The following is a 15251-nucleotide window of genomic DNA, read 5'->3' on the forward strand; positions in this document are numbered from 1 at the left end:
CTCCTTACCGCTCGACCAGCGCAATGCGCTTGTTGTACCAGTTCATCAGCATGGAAATGCTGATGCTGATGGCCAGATAGACACTCATGGTGATGGCGACCACCTCGATGGCCTGCCCCGTCTGGTTGAGCACCGTACCGGCGAACAGCGAGACCATGTCCGGATAACCGATACCGGCGGCCAGCGAAGAGTTCTTCGCCAGGTTGAGGTACTGGCTGGTCAGCGGCGGAATGATCACCCGCAGCGCCTGGGGAACGATCACCTTGCGCAAGGTCACGGTCGGCTGCAGGCCCAGCGAGCGCGCGGCCTCGGTCTGCCCGTGACTGACCGCCTGAATCCCGGAACGCACGTTCTCGGCGATGAAGGCGGCGGTGTAGATGGTCAGCGCCAGGGTCAGCGCCATCAGCTCGGGAATCACCACCCAGCCACCACGGAAGTTGAAGCCGGTGAGTTGCGGCACCGTCCAGTGGAAGGGGTCACCAAACACCAAAACGCTCAGCCCCGGCACCAGCAGCAGAATGGCCAGTGACACATACACCGTGTGGAACGGCTGGCCGGTGGCCTCGAAGCGCGCACGCGCCCAGCGCGTCAACAGCACCACGGCGACAACCGCCAGCAGCAGGGCGATGACGAACGGCCAGTAGCCTTCCGCCATCGACGGCGACGGCATGTTCAGGCCGCGGTTGCTGAGGAAGAAGGTGTCGCCGATGCTCAGGCTCTGCTTCGGTCCCGGCAGCGGCAGCAGCACGGCGAAGTACCAGAAGAAGATCTGCAGCAGCGGCGGGATGTTGCGGAAGGTCTCGATGTAGATGGTCGCCAGCTTGCTGATCAACCAGTTGGGCGACAGCCGCGCCACGCCGAGGATGAAGCCGAGGATGGTGGCAAAGAAGATGCCGATCACCGAGACCAGCAGGGTGTTGAGCAGACCGATGACGAACACCCGCCCGTAACTGTCGCTCTCGCTGTAGTCGATCAGATGCTGGGAGATGCCGAAACCGGCGCTTTGCTCAAGAAAGCCGAAGCCGGAGATGATTCCGCGCTGGGCCAGGTTGCTCTGGGTGTTGTGAAACAGGTACCAGCCGAGCGCCACGACGGCGATCACGGCAATAATCTGGAAAGCCCAAGCGCGCACCTGGGGATCGGTCCAGACCGAACCGCGCGGGCGCGAATTGTTGGCGATATTTTGCATAACGGCCCTCATTGAAACTCCGCACCCATAGACCGCGGCGCGGAGTTCATGAAATCAGGAACACCATCGCCCCGTAGCGGGGCGATGGCCAAGGGGGTCAGCGCACCGGCGGTGCGTACTGCATGCCACCTTTGTTCCACAGGGCATTGAGACCACGCTCAATCTTCAGCTCGCTGCCGGCACCGACGTTGCGATCGAAGATTTCACCGTAGTTGCCGACCTGCTTGACGATCTGCACGGCCCAGTCCTTCGGCAGTTTCAGATCCTTGCCGAAATCACCCTCGGCACCCAGCAAACGGGCGATGTCGGGGTTCTTGGTGGACTTGGCCATTTCTTCGACGTTGGCCGAAGTCACGCCCAGTTCCTCGGCGTTCAGCTGTGCGTAGAGGCTCCAGCGCACGATGTCGAACCACTCCTCGTCACCCTGACGCACGGATGGGCCGAGCGGCTCCTTGGAGATCACTTCCGGCAGCACCACGTAGTCGTCCGGCGCGGCCAGTTTGATGCGCTGGGCATACAGCTGGGACTGGTCGGAGGTCAGTACGTCGCAACGGCCAGACTCCAGCGACTTGGCGCTTTCGTCGGAGGTGTCGTAAGTGATCGGGGTGTACTTCAGGCCATTGGCGCGGAAGTAGTCGGCGAGGTTCAGCTCGGTGGTGGTACCGGCCTGGATGCACACGGTGGCGCCGTCCAGTTCCTTGGCGCTGGAAACGCCGACCTTCTTGTTCACCAGGAAGCCCTGGCCGTCGTAGTAGGTCACGCCGGTAAAGTTCAGGCCCATGGCCGCATCACGCGAGCTGGTCCAGGTGGTGTTGCGCGACAGCATGTCGACTTCACCGGATTGCAGCGCAGTGAAGCGCTCCTTGGCGGTCAGCGGGCTGAATTTCACTTTGGAGGCATCGCCGAATACAGCAGCCGCTACGGCACGGCAGATGTCCACGTCGATACCCAGGTAGTTACCCTTGGCATCGGCATAGGAGAAACCTGGCAAACCATCGCTGATACCGCATTGCACGAAGCCTTTCTTCTGCACCGCATCCAGGGTGGCACCGGCTTGCGCGAAACCGCTCACGCCAAGTACTGCAGCCGTGGTCAATACCGCCAGGGTGGATTTCACCATCTTCATTCAAACCTCCAAATGTTCTTATTGGATCGGAGTCTCGGTCCTGCCGCCGTACCCTTGTGAGGCACGTTCGATCCCGCCACCATGACAGGATCAACCGGGGTGCGAACCTGGAGTGAGTCTAGATGCCGATAGCGATACCGGCGAATTCCTCACCCAGTGCCGTAGGTAATACGGACTTGAGACACTGCAAATACCCGACTCGACGACAGCCTGCCGTCTTGCCAGATCGTCTACACAGAGCAAGGTGCATACCAACGTGGCAAATGAGACGCGATAAAAACGGGTCAAGAGCAAAACTTTTCTCCGTGCGACATCTTCTTAATTAATCCATCAATACGCGCAAAATCGCCACGCACCACAATGGGGCGATTGCACAGCACTGGAGCCGCCATGAGCGAACCACTGATCCTGGAACCCACACACAAGGCCGACGCGTGCGTCATCTGGTTACACGGCCTGGGCGCCGACCGTTACGACTTCCTGCCGGTGGCCGAGATGCTCCAGCAAAGTTTGCACAGCACGCGCTTCGTCATGCCGCAGGCGCCGACACGCGCGGTAACCATCAATGGCGGTTACCTCATGCCCAGCTGGTACGACATCCTGGCCATGAGCCCGGCCCGCGCAATCAATAAAGAGCAGCTGGAAGCCTCGGCGCAGAGCCTGATCGATCTGATCGAGCAGCAGCGCGACAGCGGCATCGACCCGCAGCGGGTCTTCCTCGCCGGCTTCTCCCAGGGCGGCGCCGTGGTCTTTCACACCGCCTACCTGCGCTGGCAGGGGCCGCTGGGCGGCGTACTGGCGCTCTCCACCTACGCCCCCACCTTTAACGAAGACCTGCAGCTGGCAGATACAAAACTGCAACTGCCGGCGCTGTGTTTGCATGGCAGCGTTGACGACGTGGTGATCCCGTCCATGGGCCGCGCCGCCTTCGAACAGCTGAGTACGCTGGGCGTGCCGGTGGAGTGGAAGGCCTACCCGATGGGTCACGAAGTCATCCATGAGGAAATCCGCGATATCGGCGCCTGGCTGATCGCGCACCTGAACCGCTGAAGAGGCACAACAATGACCGCAGCCCCCATAATCCGCTCGCTGGCCGATATCGAACTGATCGAGCAGACCCCGCTGGCCGCCCGCGACCTGCCGGCCAGCACCTACGAGCTGATCCAGCGCAGCGCTGCGCGCCATCCGCAGGCCCCGGCCCTGAGCTTCATCCTCCAGGGCACGGCGGACGAACAGGCCTACCGGCTGAGCTACAGCGAGCTGCTGGGCAAGATCACCCAGACCGCCAACGCCTTCCACCGCCTCGGTCTGCGTCCGGGCAAGGCGGTGTCGTTCCTGCTGCCCAACCTGCCGCAGACCCACTTCACCATCTGGGGCGGCGAGGCGGCCGGCATCGTCAACGCGATCAACCCGCTGCTCGACGCCGAACATATCGCCGAACTGATCCACGCCTCCGACTCCGAGCTGCTGGTGACCCTGGCGCCCTTCCCCGGCACCGACCTGTGGGCCAAGGTCGAGGCCCTGCGCGGCCAGTTGCCCAACCTCAAGGCGGTGATCTGCGTGGACATGGCCAACCTGCTGCCCGAGCCGCAGCGCAGTGCCGTCAAAGCGCAACGCGGCGACCTACCGCAAGGCGTACTGGACTTCGATGAGCTGATCGCCGCCTGCCCGGCCGACCACCTGGAAAGCGGCCGGCAGCTCCAGGCCGACGACATCGCCAGCTACTTCCATACTGGCGGCACCACCGGCACGCCCAAGCTGGCCCCGCACAGCCACCGCAACGAAGTGGCGATGGCCTGCAGCATGTCCTTCGTCACCCGTTTCGGCCCCGGTGATGTGGCCCTCTGCGGCCTGCCGCTGTTCCACGTCAACGGCGTGATCGTCACCGGCCTGACCGCCTTTTATAGCGGCGCCGAAGTGCTGCTAGCCACCCCGCAGGGTTATCGCAACACGGCACTGATGGCCGATTTCTGGGGCATTATCGAGCGCTACAAGGTCAGTTTCTTCAGCGGCGTGCCGACCATCTATGCCGGCCTACTGCAAGTGCCCAGCGAGGGCCGCGACCTGTCCAGCCTGCGTTATGCACTGTGCGGTGCGGCACCAATGCCGATGGAGCTGATCCGCCAGTTCGAAGCCAAGACCGGCCTGACCCTGCTCGAAGGCTACGGCCTCACCGAAGGCACTTGCGGCAGCTGCGCCAACCCCATCGGCGGCGAGCGCCGGCCTGGCTCCATCGGCCTGCGCATGCCCTACTGTGAGGTGGCAATTAAGGTCCTCGACGAGCAGGGCAACTATCTGCGCGACGCCGCGCAGAACGAGATCGGCAACCTGTGCATCCGCGGCGCCACCGTGTTCAAGGGCTACCTGCAGGCCAGCAAGAATGCCGGCATATGGGTCGACGGCGACTGGTTCAACACCGGCGACCTCGGCCGCCTGGACGCCGACGGCTATGTCTGGCTGACCGGGCGCAGCAAGGACCTGATCATCCGCGGCGGCCACAACATCGACCCGCAGATGATCGAGGAAGCCCTGCACAAGCACCCGGCGGTGGCCCTGGCAGCGGCGGTCGGCAAGCCGGACGAGAAAGCCGGCGAGCTGCCGGTGGTGTATGTGCAGCTCAAGCCCGGGCAGAGCGTCAGCGAAGCGGAGCTGCTCAGCCACGCCGCCGCGCACATCCCGGAACGTGCGGCGGTACCCAAGGACGTGTGGATCATCGAGGCCATCCCGGTCACCCCGGTCGGCAAGACCTTCAAACCGGCCCTGCGCTTCGATGCCATTCGTCGGGTCTATGAGAGCGTACTGGCCGACCTGGGCGGCAACATTCGCGTCGAAGTGCTGAGCGACGACCAGCTCGGCCAGGTCGCCCACATCCATAGCCCGCAGCTCAATGAAGCGTTGCAGCAGACCATTGCAGAGCGATTGGCGGGTTTCGCCGTGCGTCATCGCCTGCACCACGACGCCTGATCCAGACGGCCGCTGCACAAGTGTGGGCGGCCGTTCTATCGTTCATTTCGCCACGCAACCGCTGGTCGCCAATGCTGACCAACGGGATTGTTTCTCGACCGACTCAGTCATAAGGTCGAGGCTGGTGTTCGTGTTAACGATAGGAAGCGTTTGCGATGCCCAGCCGCCTGACAACAGCGTTGGGACACTGACAGCAGGCCATGAAAAACGCCCGCTGGCAGCCCGACCCGCTGCAACTGCAACATGTGCGACTGTTCCAAAATGTCGCCTCTAGCAGCCTCGACCAGCTGCTGAGGGAGTTTCGCGCCTGCGAATTGGAAGCGGGCGAAGTGCTGCTCTCGCCGTTCAATCGCAACCAGTACCTCTATCTGTTGCTCGAAGGCGAACTCAAGGTCTTCCTCGGCTCGCTCGACAATCAACCGGTCAGCACCCTGCAGCCCGGGGAGTGCGCCGGCGAAATCAGCTTCATCGACAACGACCACCCCTCCGCCTATGTCGTCGCCACCACCGCGTCCCTGGTGCTGCGCCTGCATCACGAATCCCTGGTCAACCTGTTCAAGCAGTCGCCGCAACTGATGCAGAACCTGCTGGAACTGCTCTGCGATCGAGTACGCCAGGGCAACCGGATCATTCTCGACAGCGAACAGAACGCCAACCTCGACACCCTCACCGGCTGCTTCAACCGGCGCTGGCTGGAGCATGTGTACACCCGCGAAAGCACCCGTTGCGCCTTCAATAGCCAGGCGCTGTGCATGCTCATGCTGGATGTCGACCACTTCAAGGCCTACAACGACCAGCACGGCCACCTCGCCGGCGATTACGCCCTGTGCCTGGTGGCGCACACCCTGCGCAACCAGCTGCGACCGAAAGACAGCATGGCGCGCTACGGCGGCGAAGAGTTCGTCATCCTGCTGCCGGAAATCGATGTCGAGGAAGCCCGCAGCATCGGCGAGCGCCTGCGCCAGAGCCTTGAGCAGGTTTCCTCGTTCTATTCACCGGTCGGCATCTTGCCGGGCGTTACCGTATCCATCGGCATGGCGCCAATGAAGCCGCAGGACAGCCTGGAGAGCCTGATCGCCCGGGCCGACAGCGCGCTGTATCAGGCCAAGCAGCAAGGCCGCAACTGCCTCTGCGGCTAAAAATGTGCCTATAGCGGCTGCACCGCTGCGATGCTGCGTCACGCGGTGCTCGAAATCCTCATGAACTCCAGTTCATTGCGGTTTCTGCGCTCCGGGCTCCTTGCCTCACAGCGGTTCGCTCGCTATCCATCACATTTTTCTTCGTACTGGTCAGAACAAGCCTTGTAGATACTGTTATTCAGCACAAGCTTTTGTAGGAGCCAGCTTGCTGGCGATCTTGGCAGCGCAAAAGCATCGCCAGCAAGCTGGCTCCTACAAGCTACAGGATCAGGCCGGGGTGGATAACGCTCTGCTTATCCACCAGGACCGCCCCCAAATGATCACAGGCATAGGCTCGAAACCATTCACGCCCGCAATGCGGCAACAGCCCCGACAAGCTCTGTTAGAGTTCGGCGCATAACAATAACGCCCGGATGGCTCTCTACTATGCGCAAGCTCCCCCTCGCCCTACTCGCTGTCGCCGTGATTGGTGCTGGCGTGTTCTTCGGCCTCCCCAGCCTGCTCGACCGCAAGATGAACAGCGTCGCCACACCGGCGCCCTACCCGGCCAGCGAGTCGGCCAACAAACTGCACCAGACCCTGTTCGTCGCCGACCTGCACGATGACGCCCTGCTCTGGCAGCGCGATCTGCTCGAACGCCACACTTATGGTCACTCCGACTTGCCGCGCCTGCTCGAAGGACGTGTTGGCCTGCAGGTGTTCTCCACCGTGACCAAGACCCCGCGCGGCCTCAACTACCAGAGCAACGGTAGCGACAGCGACAACATCACCGTGCTGGCCATGGCCCAGCGCTGGCCGCGGGCGACCTGGAACAGCCTGCTGGAACGGGCGCTGTACCAGGGACAGAAACTGCAACAGGCAGCTACCGACAGTCAGGGGCGCCTGGTATTGATCCGCAGCCGTGGCGATCTGCAGGCCTTCCTCAAGACCTGGCAGCAGGACCCGCAACACCTGGCCGCGATCCTCGCCACCGAGGGTCTGCAGCCCATCGAAGGCAAGCTGGAAAATATCGACCGTCTGTATGACGTCGGCTTTCGCATCGCCGGGCTGACCCACTTCTTCGACAACGAAGTCGGCGGCTCGGCCCACGGCCTGGAGAAAGGCGGCCTGACCCCGCTTGGCCGGCAGGTCATCGCCCGCCTGGAAGAAAAACGCATGCTGGTCGATCTGGCCCACGCGTCCAAGGCACTGATAGACGACGTACTGAAGATCGCCACCCGTCCCGTGCTGGTGTCCCACACCGGCGTTGCCGGCACCTGCCCCGGCCCGCGCAACCTGAGCGACGAACACCTGCAACGCATCGCCGCCACTGGCGGGCTGATAGGTATCGGCTACTGGGATGCCGCTGTCTGTGAAACCTCGGTCGGCGCCATCGTCCGCGCCATCCGCTACAGCGCGGACAAGATCGGCGTCGAGCATGTGGCCCTGGGCTCCGACTTCAACGGCACGGTGCACACGCCGTTCGATACCACCGGCCTGGCGCAGATCACCGAAGGCCTGCAACGCGCCGGTTTCAGCCAGGCCGACATCGCCAAGATCATGGGCGGCAATGTGCAGCGCCTGCTGCTCAGCACGCTGCCGGAATAACCCGGCGCACCAAGCTCCCCGCGGCACTTCGCCACGGGGACTTCTTGCATTACACTGGCGGCCGTTCATTCCTTAACCAATACGAGATGGCCGTGCTCAAAGCACTCAAGAAAATTTTCAGCAAGGGCGAAGCCGAGCAGCCCGTGCGCAGCACCTCTCCCAGCTCATCCGCCCCATCCGTCGCCGCCCCTGGCGAAAGTCGCCAGCAGCAGCCCAAACAACAGGCAGACGCCGGCAGTGAATCTGCAGCCAGCGCACCAGCGCCGAAGAAAACGCGTAACGACAAGCCGCGCCGCGAGCGCCCGGCCAAGCCGGTGGACACCTGGAAGCTGGAAGACTTCGCGGTCGAGCCGCAGGAAGGCAAAACCCGCTTCCACGACTTCCGCCTCGCCCCCGAGCTGATGCACGCGATCCACGACCTCGGTTTCCCCTATTGCACACCGATCCAGGCCCAGGTCCTCGGCCATACCCTCAAGGGTAAAGACGCCATCGGCCGCGCCCAGACCGGTACCGGCAAGACCGCCGCGTTCCTCGTCTCGACCATCACCCAGCTGCTGCAGACGCCACCGCCGAAAGACCGCTACATGGGTGAGCCGCGCGCGCTGATCATTGCGCCGACCCGCGAGCTGGTGGTGCAGATCGCCAAGGACGCCGCCGACCTGACCAAGTACACCGGTCTCAACGTCATGCAGTTCGTTGGTGGCATGGACTTCGACAAGCAGCTCAAGCAGCTGGAATCGCGCTTCTGCGACATCCTCGTGGCCACCCCAGGTCGCCTGCTGGACTTCAACCAGCGCGGCGAAGTGCACCTGGACATGGTCGAGGTAATGGTCCTCGACGAAGCCGACCGCATGCTCGACATGGGCTTCATTCCGCAGGTACGCCAGATCATCCGCCAGACCCCGATGAAGGGCGAACGCCAGACCCTGCTGTTCTCCGCCACCTTCACCGAAGACGTGATGAACCTGGCCCGCCAGTGGACGGTCGACCCGGCCATCGTCGAGATCGAGCCGGAGCAGGTCGCCAGCGACACCGTCGAGCAGCACGTCTACGCGGTGGCCGGCAGCGACAAGTACAAGCTGCTGTACAACCTGATCGCGCAGAACGACTGGACCCGCGTGATGGTCTTCGCCAACCGCAAGGACGAAGTCCGTCGCATCGAGGAAAAACTCACTCGCGACGGCATCAGTGCCGCGCAGATGTCCGGCGACGTGCCGCAGGTCAAGCGGATCAAGGTGCTCGAAGGCTTCCGCGAGGGCAAGATCCGCGTCCTGGTCGCCACCGATGTGGCCGGCCGCGGCATCCACGTCGAAGGCATCAGCCACGTGATCAACTTCACCCTGCCGGAAACCCCCGACGACTACGTGCACCGCATCGGCCGCACGGGCCGCGCCGGCACCAGTGGCAAATCGATCAGCTTCGCCGGCGAGGACGACGCCTACGCCCTGCCGCCGATCGAGGCGCTGATCGGACGCAAGATCAACTGCGAGATGCCGCCGGACGAGCTGCTCAAGCCGGTGCCACGCAAGCACTGATCCTGCAATCACAACAAGGCCGGCTAAATGCCGGCCTTGCTCCATCAGGGCTTGCTGATTTCCTGTAGGAGCCAGCTTGCTGGCGATCGGGCATTCAGCGCTGTCTGGTTGATCGCCAGCAAGCTGGCTCCTACCTATCAGGCCTTGGCTACCAGGCTAAGCACTTCCGCCGAGCGCTGTGGCGCCTGGCTCAAGAACCTCGTGCAGCTGACGCGCAGGAACGAGGCGAAATTGACCACTTCGCCGCGGTAGTCCATGACCTCGTCATACAGCTTGCTGATCAACTGATTGGTGGTCATGCCGTCGACCTCGGCGATCTCGCGCAGGATGTCCCAGAACTGATTCTCCAGACGCAGGGTGGTCACCACCCCGCGAATGCGCAGGGAGCGCGAGCGCGACTCATAAAGGATCGGATCAGCTTTTACATAGAGTTCGCACATCGCGCCTTCCCTCTTATCAGCCAAGAACCTTCAGAAACGCCGCCAACCAGGCCGGATGGGCCGGCCAGGCGGGCGCGGTGACCAGGTTGCCGTCGACATGTACGCCGTCCATCGGCACTTCCACATACTCGCCGCCAGCCAGACGCACTTCCGGTGCGCACGCCGGGTAAGCGCTGCAGCCACGGCCCTTGAGCACACCAGCGGCGGCCAGCAGCTGGGCGCCGTGACAAACGGCGGCAATCGGCTTGTTGGCGGCATTGAAGGCCTGCACCAGGGCGATCACCTGCGGATTCAGGCGCAGGTACTCGGGCGCACGGCCACCGGGAATCACCAGAGCATGGTAAGCCTCGGCACGTACCTGGTCGAAGCTGAAGTTGAGGGCAAAGTTGTGCCCTGGCTTCTCGCTGTAGGTCTGGTCGCCTTCGAAGTCATGGATGGCGGTGCGCACGCTGTCGCCGGCCTGCTTGCCAGGGCACACCGCATGCACGCTATGGCCAACCATCTGCAGGGCCTGGAACGGCACCATGGTTTCGTAGTCTTCGACGTAATCGCCGACCAGCATAAGGATGTTCTTGGCAGTCATGGCAGGGCCTCCGCTCCGGTTGAGTTGACCCTTGCAGTCTGGTCCAGAGCCACCGCTAGCGGGTAACAACGGGCTACTACAGACAGAAAAAACCCCGCACGCGGCGGGGTTCTCTTTGCAGCGCTGACCTTACAGCGGCTTGCCGCGATTGCCGTGAGCAGCAACGAACTGCTGCACGGTCTTCAGGTCGTTGGCCAGCACGGTGCAACGCTCGTCGCGCTGGAACAGGTCAGCCAGATGCGGCGGCAGGGCTGGAGCCTGGCCGACGCCGGCCTTCTCCACCGCTTCCGGGAACTTGACCGGGTGCGCGGTGCCCAGGGTGACCATGGGAATGGCCAGGCTGCGGCGGCATTCGCGCGCGGCACGTACGCCGATGGCGGTGTGCGGGTCGAGCAGCTCGCCACACTCGGCATACACCTGAGCGATGGTCTCGCAGGTCTCTTCGTCATTCACCGCCAGCGAGTCGAACAGCTTGCGCGCTTCGGTCCAGCGGTCTTCTTCGACGCTGAAACCGCCACCCTGTTTGAAGGTATCCATCAGCCCGGCGATAGCCGCGCCGTTGCGACCGTGCAGGTCGAACAGCAGGCGCTCGAAGTTCGACGAAACCATGATGTCCATGGATGGCGACAGGGTCGGGTGCAGGTCGCCCTTCACATACTGATTGCCGCTCATGAAGCGGTGCAGGATGTCGTTGCGGTTGGTCGCGACGATCAGCTGGCTGATCGGCAGGCCCATGTTGCGCGCCAGGTAGCCGGCGAAGATATCGCCGAAGTTGCCGGTCGGCACCGAGAAGGCAATGGAACGCGCCGGGCCGCCGAGCTGCAGGGCCGCGTGGAAGTAGTAGACGATCTGGGCCATGATCCGCGCCCAGTTGATCGAGTTGACCGCGACCAGACGGGTGCCCTTGAGGAAACCCTGGTCGGCGAAGCTGGCCTTGACCATCTCCTGGCAGTCGTCGAAGTTGCCTTCGATGGCGATGTTGTGGATGTTGTCGCCGAAGATGGTGGTCATCTGCCGGCGCTGCACCTCGGACACGCGGTTGTGCGGGTGCATGATGAAGATGTCGACGTTGTCGCAGGCCTTGCAGCCTTCGATGGCCGCCGAGCCGGTGTCACCGGAAGTGGCGCCCATGATCACCACGCGCTCGTTGCGCTTGGCCAGCACGTAGTCGAGCAGACGACCGAGCAACTGCAGGGCGAAGTCCTTGAACGCCAGGGTCGGGCCGTGGAACAGCTCCAGCACCCACTCGTTGCCGTTCAGCTGGCGCAGCGGCGCCACGGCGTTGTGGGCGAACACACCGTAGGTTTCTTCGAGGATCTTCTTGAAGTCGGCATCCGGGATGCTGCCGGTGACGAACGGGCGCATCACGCGGAAGGCCAGCTCGTGGTACGGCAGACCGGCCCAGGAGGCGATTTCTTCCTGGGTGAAGCGCGGCAGGTTTTCCGGGACGTAGAGGCCACCGTCACTGGCCAGGCCAGCCAGCAACACGTCTTCAAAGTTGAGAACCGGGGCCTGGCCGCGGGTACTGATATAACGCATGTTCTTTCCCTCAGCCCAGTTGTTCGACGCGGATACGCACCACGCTGCCGACCACGTCGCTCAGCGCTTCCAGCGCGGCGATGGCGTCGTTGACGCGCGACTCGAGCACCCGGTGGGTGACCAGAATCATCGGTACCAGGCCGTCGTGCTCTTCGGCTTCTTTCTGCATGATCGATTCGATGTTGATGCCACGCTCGGACAGGATGCTCGCCACCTGAGCCAGCACGCCCGGATGATCCTTGGCCTGGATGCGCAGGTAGTAGGCGCTCTCGCACTCCTCGATCGGCAGGATCGGATGGTCGGACAGCGAGTCCGGCTGGAACGCCAGGTGCGGCACACGGTTTTCCGGGTCGGTGGTCAGGGCGCGTACCACGTCGACCAGGTCGGCGACCACGGAAGAGGCGGTCGGCTCCATGCCGGCGCCGGCGCCATAGAACAGGGTCGAACCGGCGGCATCGCCATTGACCATCACCGCGTTCATCACACCGTTGACGTTGGCGATCAGGCGGTCGGCGGGGATCAGCGTGGGGTGCACGCGCAGCTCGAAGCCGGCCTCGGTGCGGCGGGCCACGCCGAGGTGCTTGATGCGGTAGCCGAGGGCTTCGGCGTAGTTCACGTCGGCGCTGGTCAGCTGGCTGATGCCTTCGGTGTAGGCCTTGTCGAACTGCAGCGGGATGCCGAAGGCGATGGAGGCGAGGATGGTCAGCTTGTGCGCGGCGTCGATGCCTTCGACGTCGAAGGTCGGGTCGGCTTCGGCATAGCCGAGGGCCTGGGCTTCCTTCAGTACGTCGGAGAAGGCGCGGCCTTTCTCGCGCATCTCGGTAAGGATGAAGTTGCCGGTGCCGTTGATGATGCCGGCCAGCCAGTTGATGCGGTTGCCGGCCAGGCCCTCGCGGATCGCCTTGATCACCGGGATGCCGCCGGCCACGGCCGCTTCGAAGGCGACAATGACGCCCTTCTCACGGGCCTTGGCGAAGATTTCATTGCCGTGCACGGCGATCAGCGCCTTGTTCGCGGTAACCACATGCTTGCCGTTCTCGATGGCCTTGAGCACCAGCTCATGGGCCAGGGTGTAGCCACCGATCAGCTCGATGACCACGTCGATTTCCGGGTTGTTCGCCACGTCGAAAATATCGGCAGTGATGGGGGTGCTGCCGGTCTCGCATTTCGGGTTGGGGCGACGTGCAGCAATCTGCGCGACTTCGATTCCGCGCCCGGCACGGCGGGCAATCTCCTCGGCGTTGCGTTTAAGCACATTGAAGGTGCCGCCACCGACGGTACCCAGCCCACAGATGCCTACTTTGACCGGTTTCACTCTGATTTCCCCATCTGCACTGCGTAAAACGGCCGGAGCAAGCCCCGGCCGCATAAAAGAGCCGCACATTACGAAGCGGCTCCCTATTAGTCAATCTGCCAGCGACCCCGGATTACTTGGCCTCCAGGGCAATTTTCGCCAGCTGCGGTGCCGGCTGATAGCCCGGGATCAGCTGGCCGTTGGCCAAAACAATGGCCGGCGTGCCATTCACACCGATGGACTGACCCAGCGCGTACTGCTTCATGACCGGATTCTCGCACTTGCCTGGCGGCAACTCCTGGCGGGCCTTGGCCTTGTTCATCGCATCCTGGCGATCCTCGGCGCACCAGACACTGGCCAGGCCGTTGTAGCCATGGGAACCCTCACCCTGGCGCGGGAAGGCGAGATAACGCACCTCGACACCCAGGCGATTCAGCTCCGGCACTTCGCTATGCAGCTTCTGGCAGTAGCCGCAGTCGGTATCGGTAAACACGGTGATATGGGTCTTCGGCTGCTTCGGGGCGAACACCACCATTTCGCTCAACGGCACTTCGTTGATCAGCTTGGCGATGCCTTTGCTTTCTGCTTTCTCGGTCAGGTTGACCGCATTGCCATCCTTGAACTGATAGAGATTGCCCTGCAGGAGGAACTGGCCATCACCACTGGCATACAGCAGGCGACCGCCCTTTAGCTGTACCTGGAACAGGCCGGTCATCGGGCTCTCGGCAATCGCCTCAATCGGCAGATCCGGTTGCAGTTTGCTGAGCGTGGCACGGATGGCCTGATCAGGATCAGCGGCTTGGGCAATGGCAGCAACAAGGCCGAGCGCGGTGCCGGCAATAAGGCGGAAAACGGGCATGGGTTACTCCTGTCAACAGTGCGGCCAGCCTACCACAGAAGCCCTGCAGCGCCGATCACAGACGCTGGGCGGACGCAGCGAGGCGATGAAGAGTCAGCCGCGCGGATGATGCCGCGCGTGCAGCTCCTGCAGCCGCGCCTTGGCGATATGGGTGTAGATCTGCGTGGTCGACAGGTCGCTATGGCCTAGCAGCATCTGCACCACGCGCAGATCGGCACCATGGTTGAGCAGGTGAGTGGCGAAGGCATGGCGCAAGGTATGCGGTGACAGCGACTTGGCGATTCCGGCCACCCGCGCCTGGTGCTTGATCCGGTGCCAGAAAGTCTGCCGGGTCATCTGCTCGCCACGCAGGCTGGGAAACAGCACATCGCTGGGCTTGCCATCCAGCAGAAAGGGCCGCGCCTCGCGCACATAGCGCTCGATCCAGGCGATAGCCTCTTCGCCCATGGGCACCAGACGCTCCTTGCTGCCCTTGCCGAAGACGCGCAGCACACCCTGGCGCAGATTGACCTGTTCCAAGGTCAGCGAGATCAGTTCAGTCACCCGCAGGCCGCAGGCATACAGGACTTCGAGCATGGCGCGATCCCGCAGACCGATCGGATCATCCAGCTCCGGCGCCGCCAGTAGCGCCTCGACATCCGCCTCGGACAACGACTTGGGCAGCGGCCGGCCGAGCTGTGGCAGATCGATCTGCAAGGTCGGGTCCTCGCTGATCAGGCCCTCGCGCAGCAGGTAGCGGTAGAAGCCGCGCACGCCGGAAAGAAAACGCGCAGTGGAGCGAGCCTTGTAGCCCTCGGCCAGGCGCCAGGCCAGATGATCGAGGATGATCTCGCGTCCGGCCCCGGGCAACGCCAGGCCACGCTCCTGCAGCCAGGCATGGAACAGGCCGAGATCACTGCGGTAGGCATCACGGGTATGCACCGACAGGCCTTTCTCCAGCCACAAGGCATCGAGAAAGCGGTCGAGCAGGGGGTGGTCGAGAATCGGCATGGGGTG

At 63.2% G+C, this 15251-nt stretch carries 13 protein-coding genes; 5 read left to right on the forward strand and 8 right to left on the reverse strand.

The window, feature by feature from the left end; translation table 11 throughout:
* Positions 1-4: 4 nt before the first annotated feature.
* Entirely contained in the window at positions 5-1189 is a 1185-nt protein-coding gene (locus LRS11_RS00610; RefSeq protein WP_260495079.1) for an amino acid ABC transporter permease, read from the reverse strand.
* A gap of 97 nt (positions 1190-1286) precedes the next feature.
* The gene (locus LRS11_RS00615; protein WP_260495080.1) at positions 1287-2315 is read right to left on the reverse strand and encodes an amino acid ABC transporter substrate-binding protein; all 1029 of its coding nucleotides are present in this window, start codon (positions 2313-2315) and stop codon (positions 1287-1289) included.
* 390 nt (positions 2316-2705) lie between these two features.
* Between LRS11_RS00615 and LRS11_RS00620 the strand changes: the two genes are divergently transcribed.
* From LRS11_RS00620 to rhlB, 5 genes are all read left to right on the forward strand, one after another.
* On the forward strand, positions 2706-3365 hold the full coding sequence (locus tag LRS11_RS00620; protein ID WP_260495081.1) for an alpha/beta hydrolase: 660 nt from the start codon (positions 2706-2708) through the stop codon (positions 3363-3365).
* 12 nt (positions 3366-3377) lie between these two features.
* Positions 3378-5279: an acyl-CoA synthetase gene (locus LRS11_RS00625; RefSeq protein WP_260495082.1), complete on the forward strand. Its 1902-nt coding sequence runs from the start codon at positions 3378-3380 to the stop codon at positions 5277-5279.
* Between the two features lie 200 nt (positions 5280-5479).
* A complete protein-coding gene (locus LRS11_RS00630) occupies positions 5480-6418 on the forward strand; it encodes a GGDEF domain-containing protein (RefSeq protein ID WP_260495083.1) in 939 nt (312 codons plus the stop codon).
* A gap of 426 nt (positions 6419-6844) precedes the next feature.
* Positions 6845-8005, forward strand: coding sequence for a dipeptidase (locus tag LRS11_RS00635; RefSeq protein ID WP_260495084.1), 1161 nt, complete (start codon positions 6845-6847; stop codon positions 8003-8005).
* 92 nt (positions 8006-8097) lie between these two features.
* On the forward strand, positions 8098-9540 hold the full coding sequence (gene rhlB / locus LRS11_RS00640; RefSeq protein WP_260495085.1) for an ATP-dependent RNA helicase RhlB: 1443 nt from the start codon (positions 8098-8100) through the stop codon (positions 9538-9540).
* Between the two features lie 137 nt (positions 9541-9677).
* Here the strand turns inward: rhlB and LRS11_RS00645 are convergent, their stop codons facing one another.
* The 6 genes from LRS11_RS00645 to xerD form a co-directional block, all read right to left on the reverse strand.
* Complete coding sequence (locus LRS11_RS00645) at positions 9678-9980, reverse strand: ribbon-helix-helix domain-containing protein (RefSeq protein ID WP_260495086.1); 303 nt, start codon at positions 9978-9980, stop codon at positions 9678-9680.
* Positions 9981-9996: 16 nt separating this feature from the next.
* Positions 9997-10563 carry a DJ-1/PfpI family protein gene (locus LRS11_RS00650; protein ID WP_260495087.1) on the reverse strand — a complete coding sequence of 189 codons (567 nt, stop codon included), beginning with the start codon at positions 10561-10563 and terminating at the stop codon, positions 9997-9999.
* 129 nt (positions 10564-10692) lie between these two features.
* Positions 10693-12102 carry a threonine synthase gene (thrC, locus tag LRS11_RS00655; RefSeq protein WP_260495088.1) on the reverse strand — a complete coding sequence of 470 codons (1410 nt, stop codon included), beginning with the start codon at positions 12100-12102 and terminating at the stop codon, positions 10693-10695.
* Positions 12103-12112: 10 nt separating this feature from the next.
* Positions 12113-13417 carry a homoserine dehydrogenase gene (locus LRS11_RS00660; RefSeq protein WP_260495089.1) on the reverse strand — a complete coding sequence of 435 codons (1305 nt, stop codon included), beginning with the start codon at positions 13415-13417 and terminating at the stop codon, positions 12113-12115.
* A gap of 112 nt (positions 13418-13529) precedes the next feature.
* Positions 13530-14255 carry a DsbC family protein gene (locus LRS11_RS00665; RefSeq protein WP_260495090.1) on the reverse strand — a complete coding sequence of 242 codons (726 nt, stop codon included), beginning with the start codon at positions 14253-14255 and terminating at the stop codon, positions 13530-13532.
* Positions 14256-14348: 93 nt separating this feature from the next.
* Positions 14349-15245 (reverse strand): site-specific tyrosine recombinase XerD, encoded by an 897-nt coding sequence (xerD, locus tag LRS11_RS00670; RefSeq protein WP_260495091.1) that lies wholly within the window; start codon positions 15243-15245, stop codon positions 14349-14351.
* Positions 15246-15251 lie beyond the last annotated feature (6 nt).

The organism is Pseudomonas sp. J452, from assembly GCF_024666525.1.
Lineage (GTDB): Bacteria > Pseudomonadota > Gammaproteobacteria > Pseudomonadales > Pseudomonadaceae > Aquipseudomonas.

Excerpts from the sequence above, each read along its gene's own strand:
- LRS11_RS00645 (WP_260495086.1), bottom strand. The coding sequence starts at position 9,980 with ATGTGCGAACTCTATGTAAAAGCTGATCCGATCCTTTATGAGTCGCGC.
- xerD (WP_260495091.1), bottom strand. The coding sequence starts at position 15,245 with ATGCCGATTCTCGACCACCCCCTGCTCGACCGCTTTCTCGATGCCTTG.
- LRS11_RS00630 (WP_260495083.1), top strand. The coding sequence starts at position 5,480 with ATGAAAAACGCCCGCTGGCAGCCCGACCCGCTGCAACTGCAACATGTG.
- LRS11_RS00625 (WP_260495082.1), top strand. The coding sequence starts at position 3,378 with ATGACCGCAGCCCCCATAATCCGCTCGCTGGCCGATATCGAACTGATC.
- LRS11_RS00610 (WP_260495079.1), bottom strand. The coding sequence starts at position 1,189 with ATGCAAAATATCGCCAACAATTCGCGCCCGCGCGGTTCGGTCTGGACC.
- LRS11_RS00615 (WP_260495080.1), bottom strand. The coding sequence starts at position 2,315 with ATGAAGATGGTGAAATCCACCCTGGCGGTATTGACCACGGCTGCAGTA.
- LRS11_RS00620 (WP_260495081.1), top strand. The coding sequence starts at position 2,706 with ATGAGCGAACCACTGATCCTGGAACCCACACACAAGGCCGACGCGTGC.
- LRS11_RS00650 (WP_260495087.1), bottom strand. The coding sequence starts at position 10,563 with ATGACTGCCAAGAACATCCTTATGCTGGTCGGCGATTACGTCGAAGAC.
- LRS11_RS00635 (WP_260495084.1), top strand. The coding sequence starts at position 6,845 with ATGCGCAAGCTCCCCCTCGCCCTACTCGCTGTCGCCGTGATTGGTGCT.
- thrC (WP_260495088.1), bottom strand. The coding sequence starts at position 12,102 with ATGCGTTATATCAGTACCCGCGGCCAGGCCCCGGTTCTCAACTTTGAA.
- LRS11_RS00665 (WP_260495090.1), bottom strand. The coding sequence starts at position 14,255 with ATGCCCGTTTTCCGCCTTATTGCCGGCACCGCGCTCGGCCTTGTTGCT.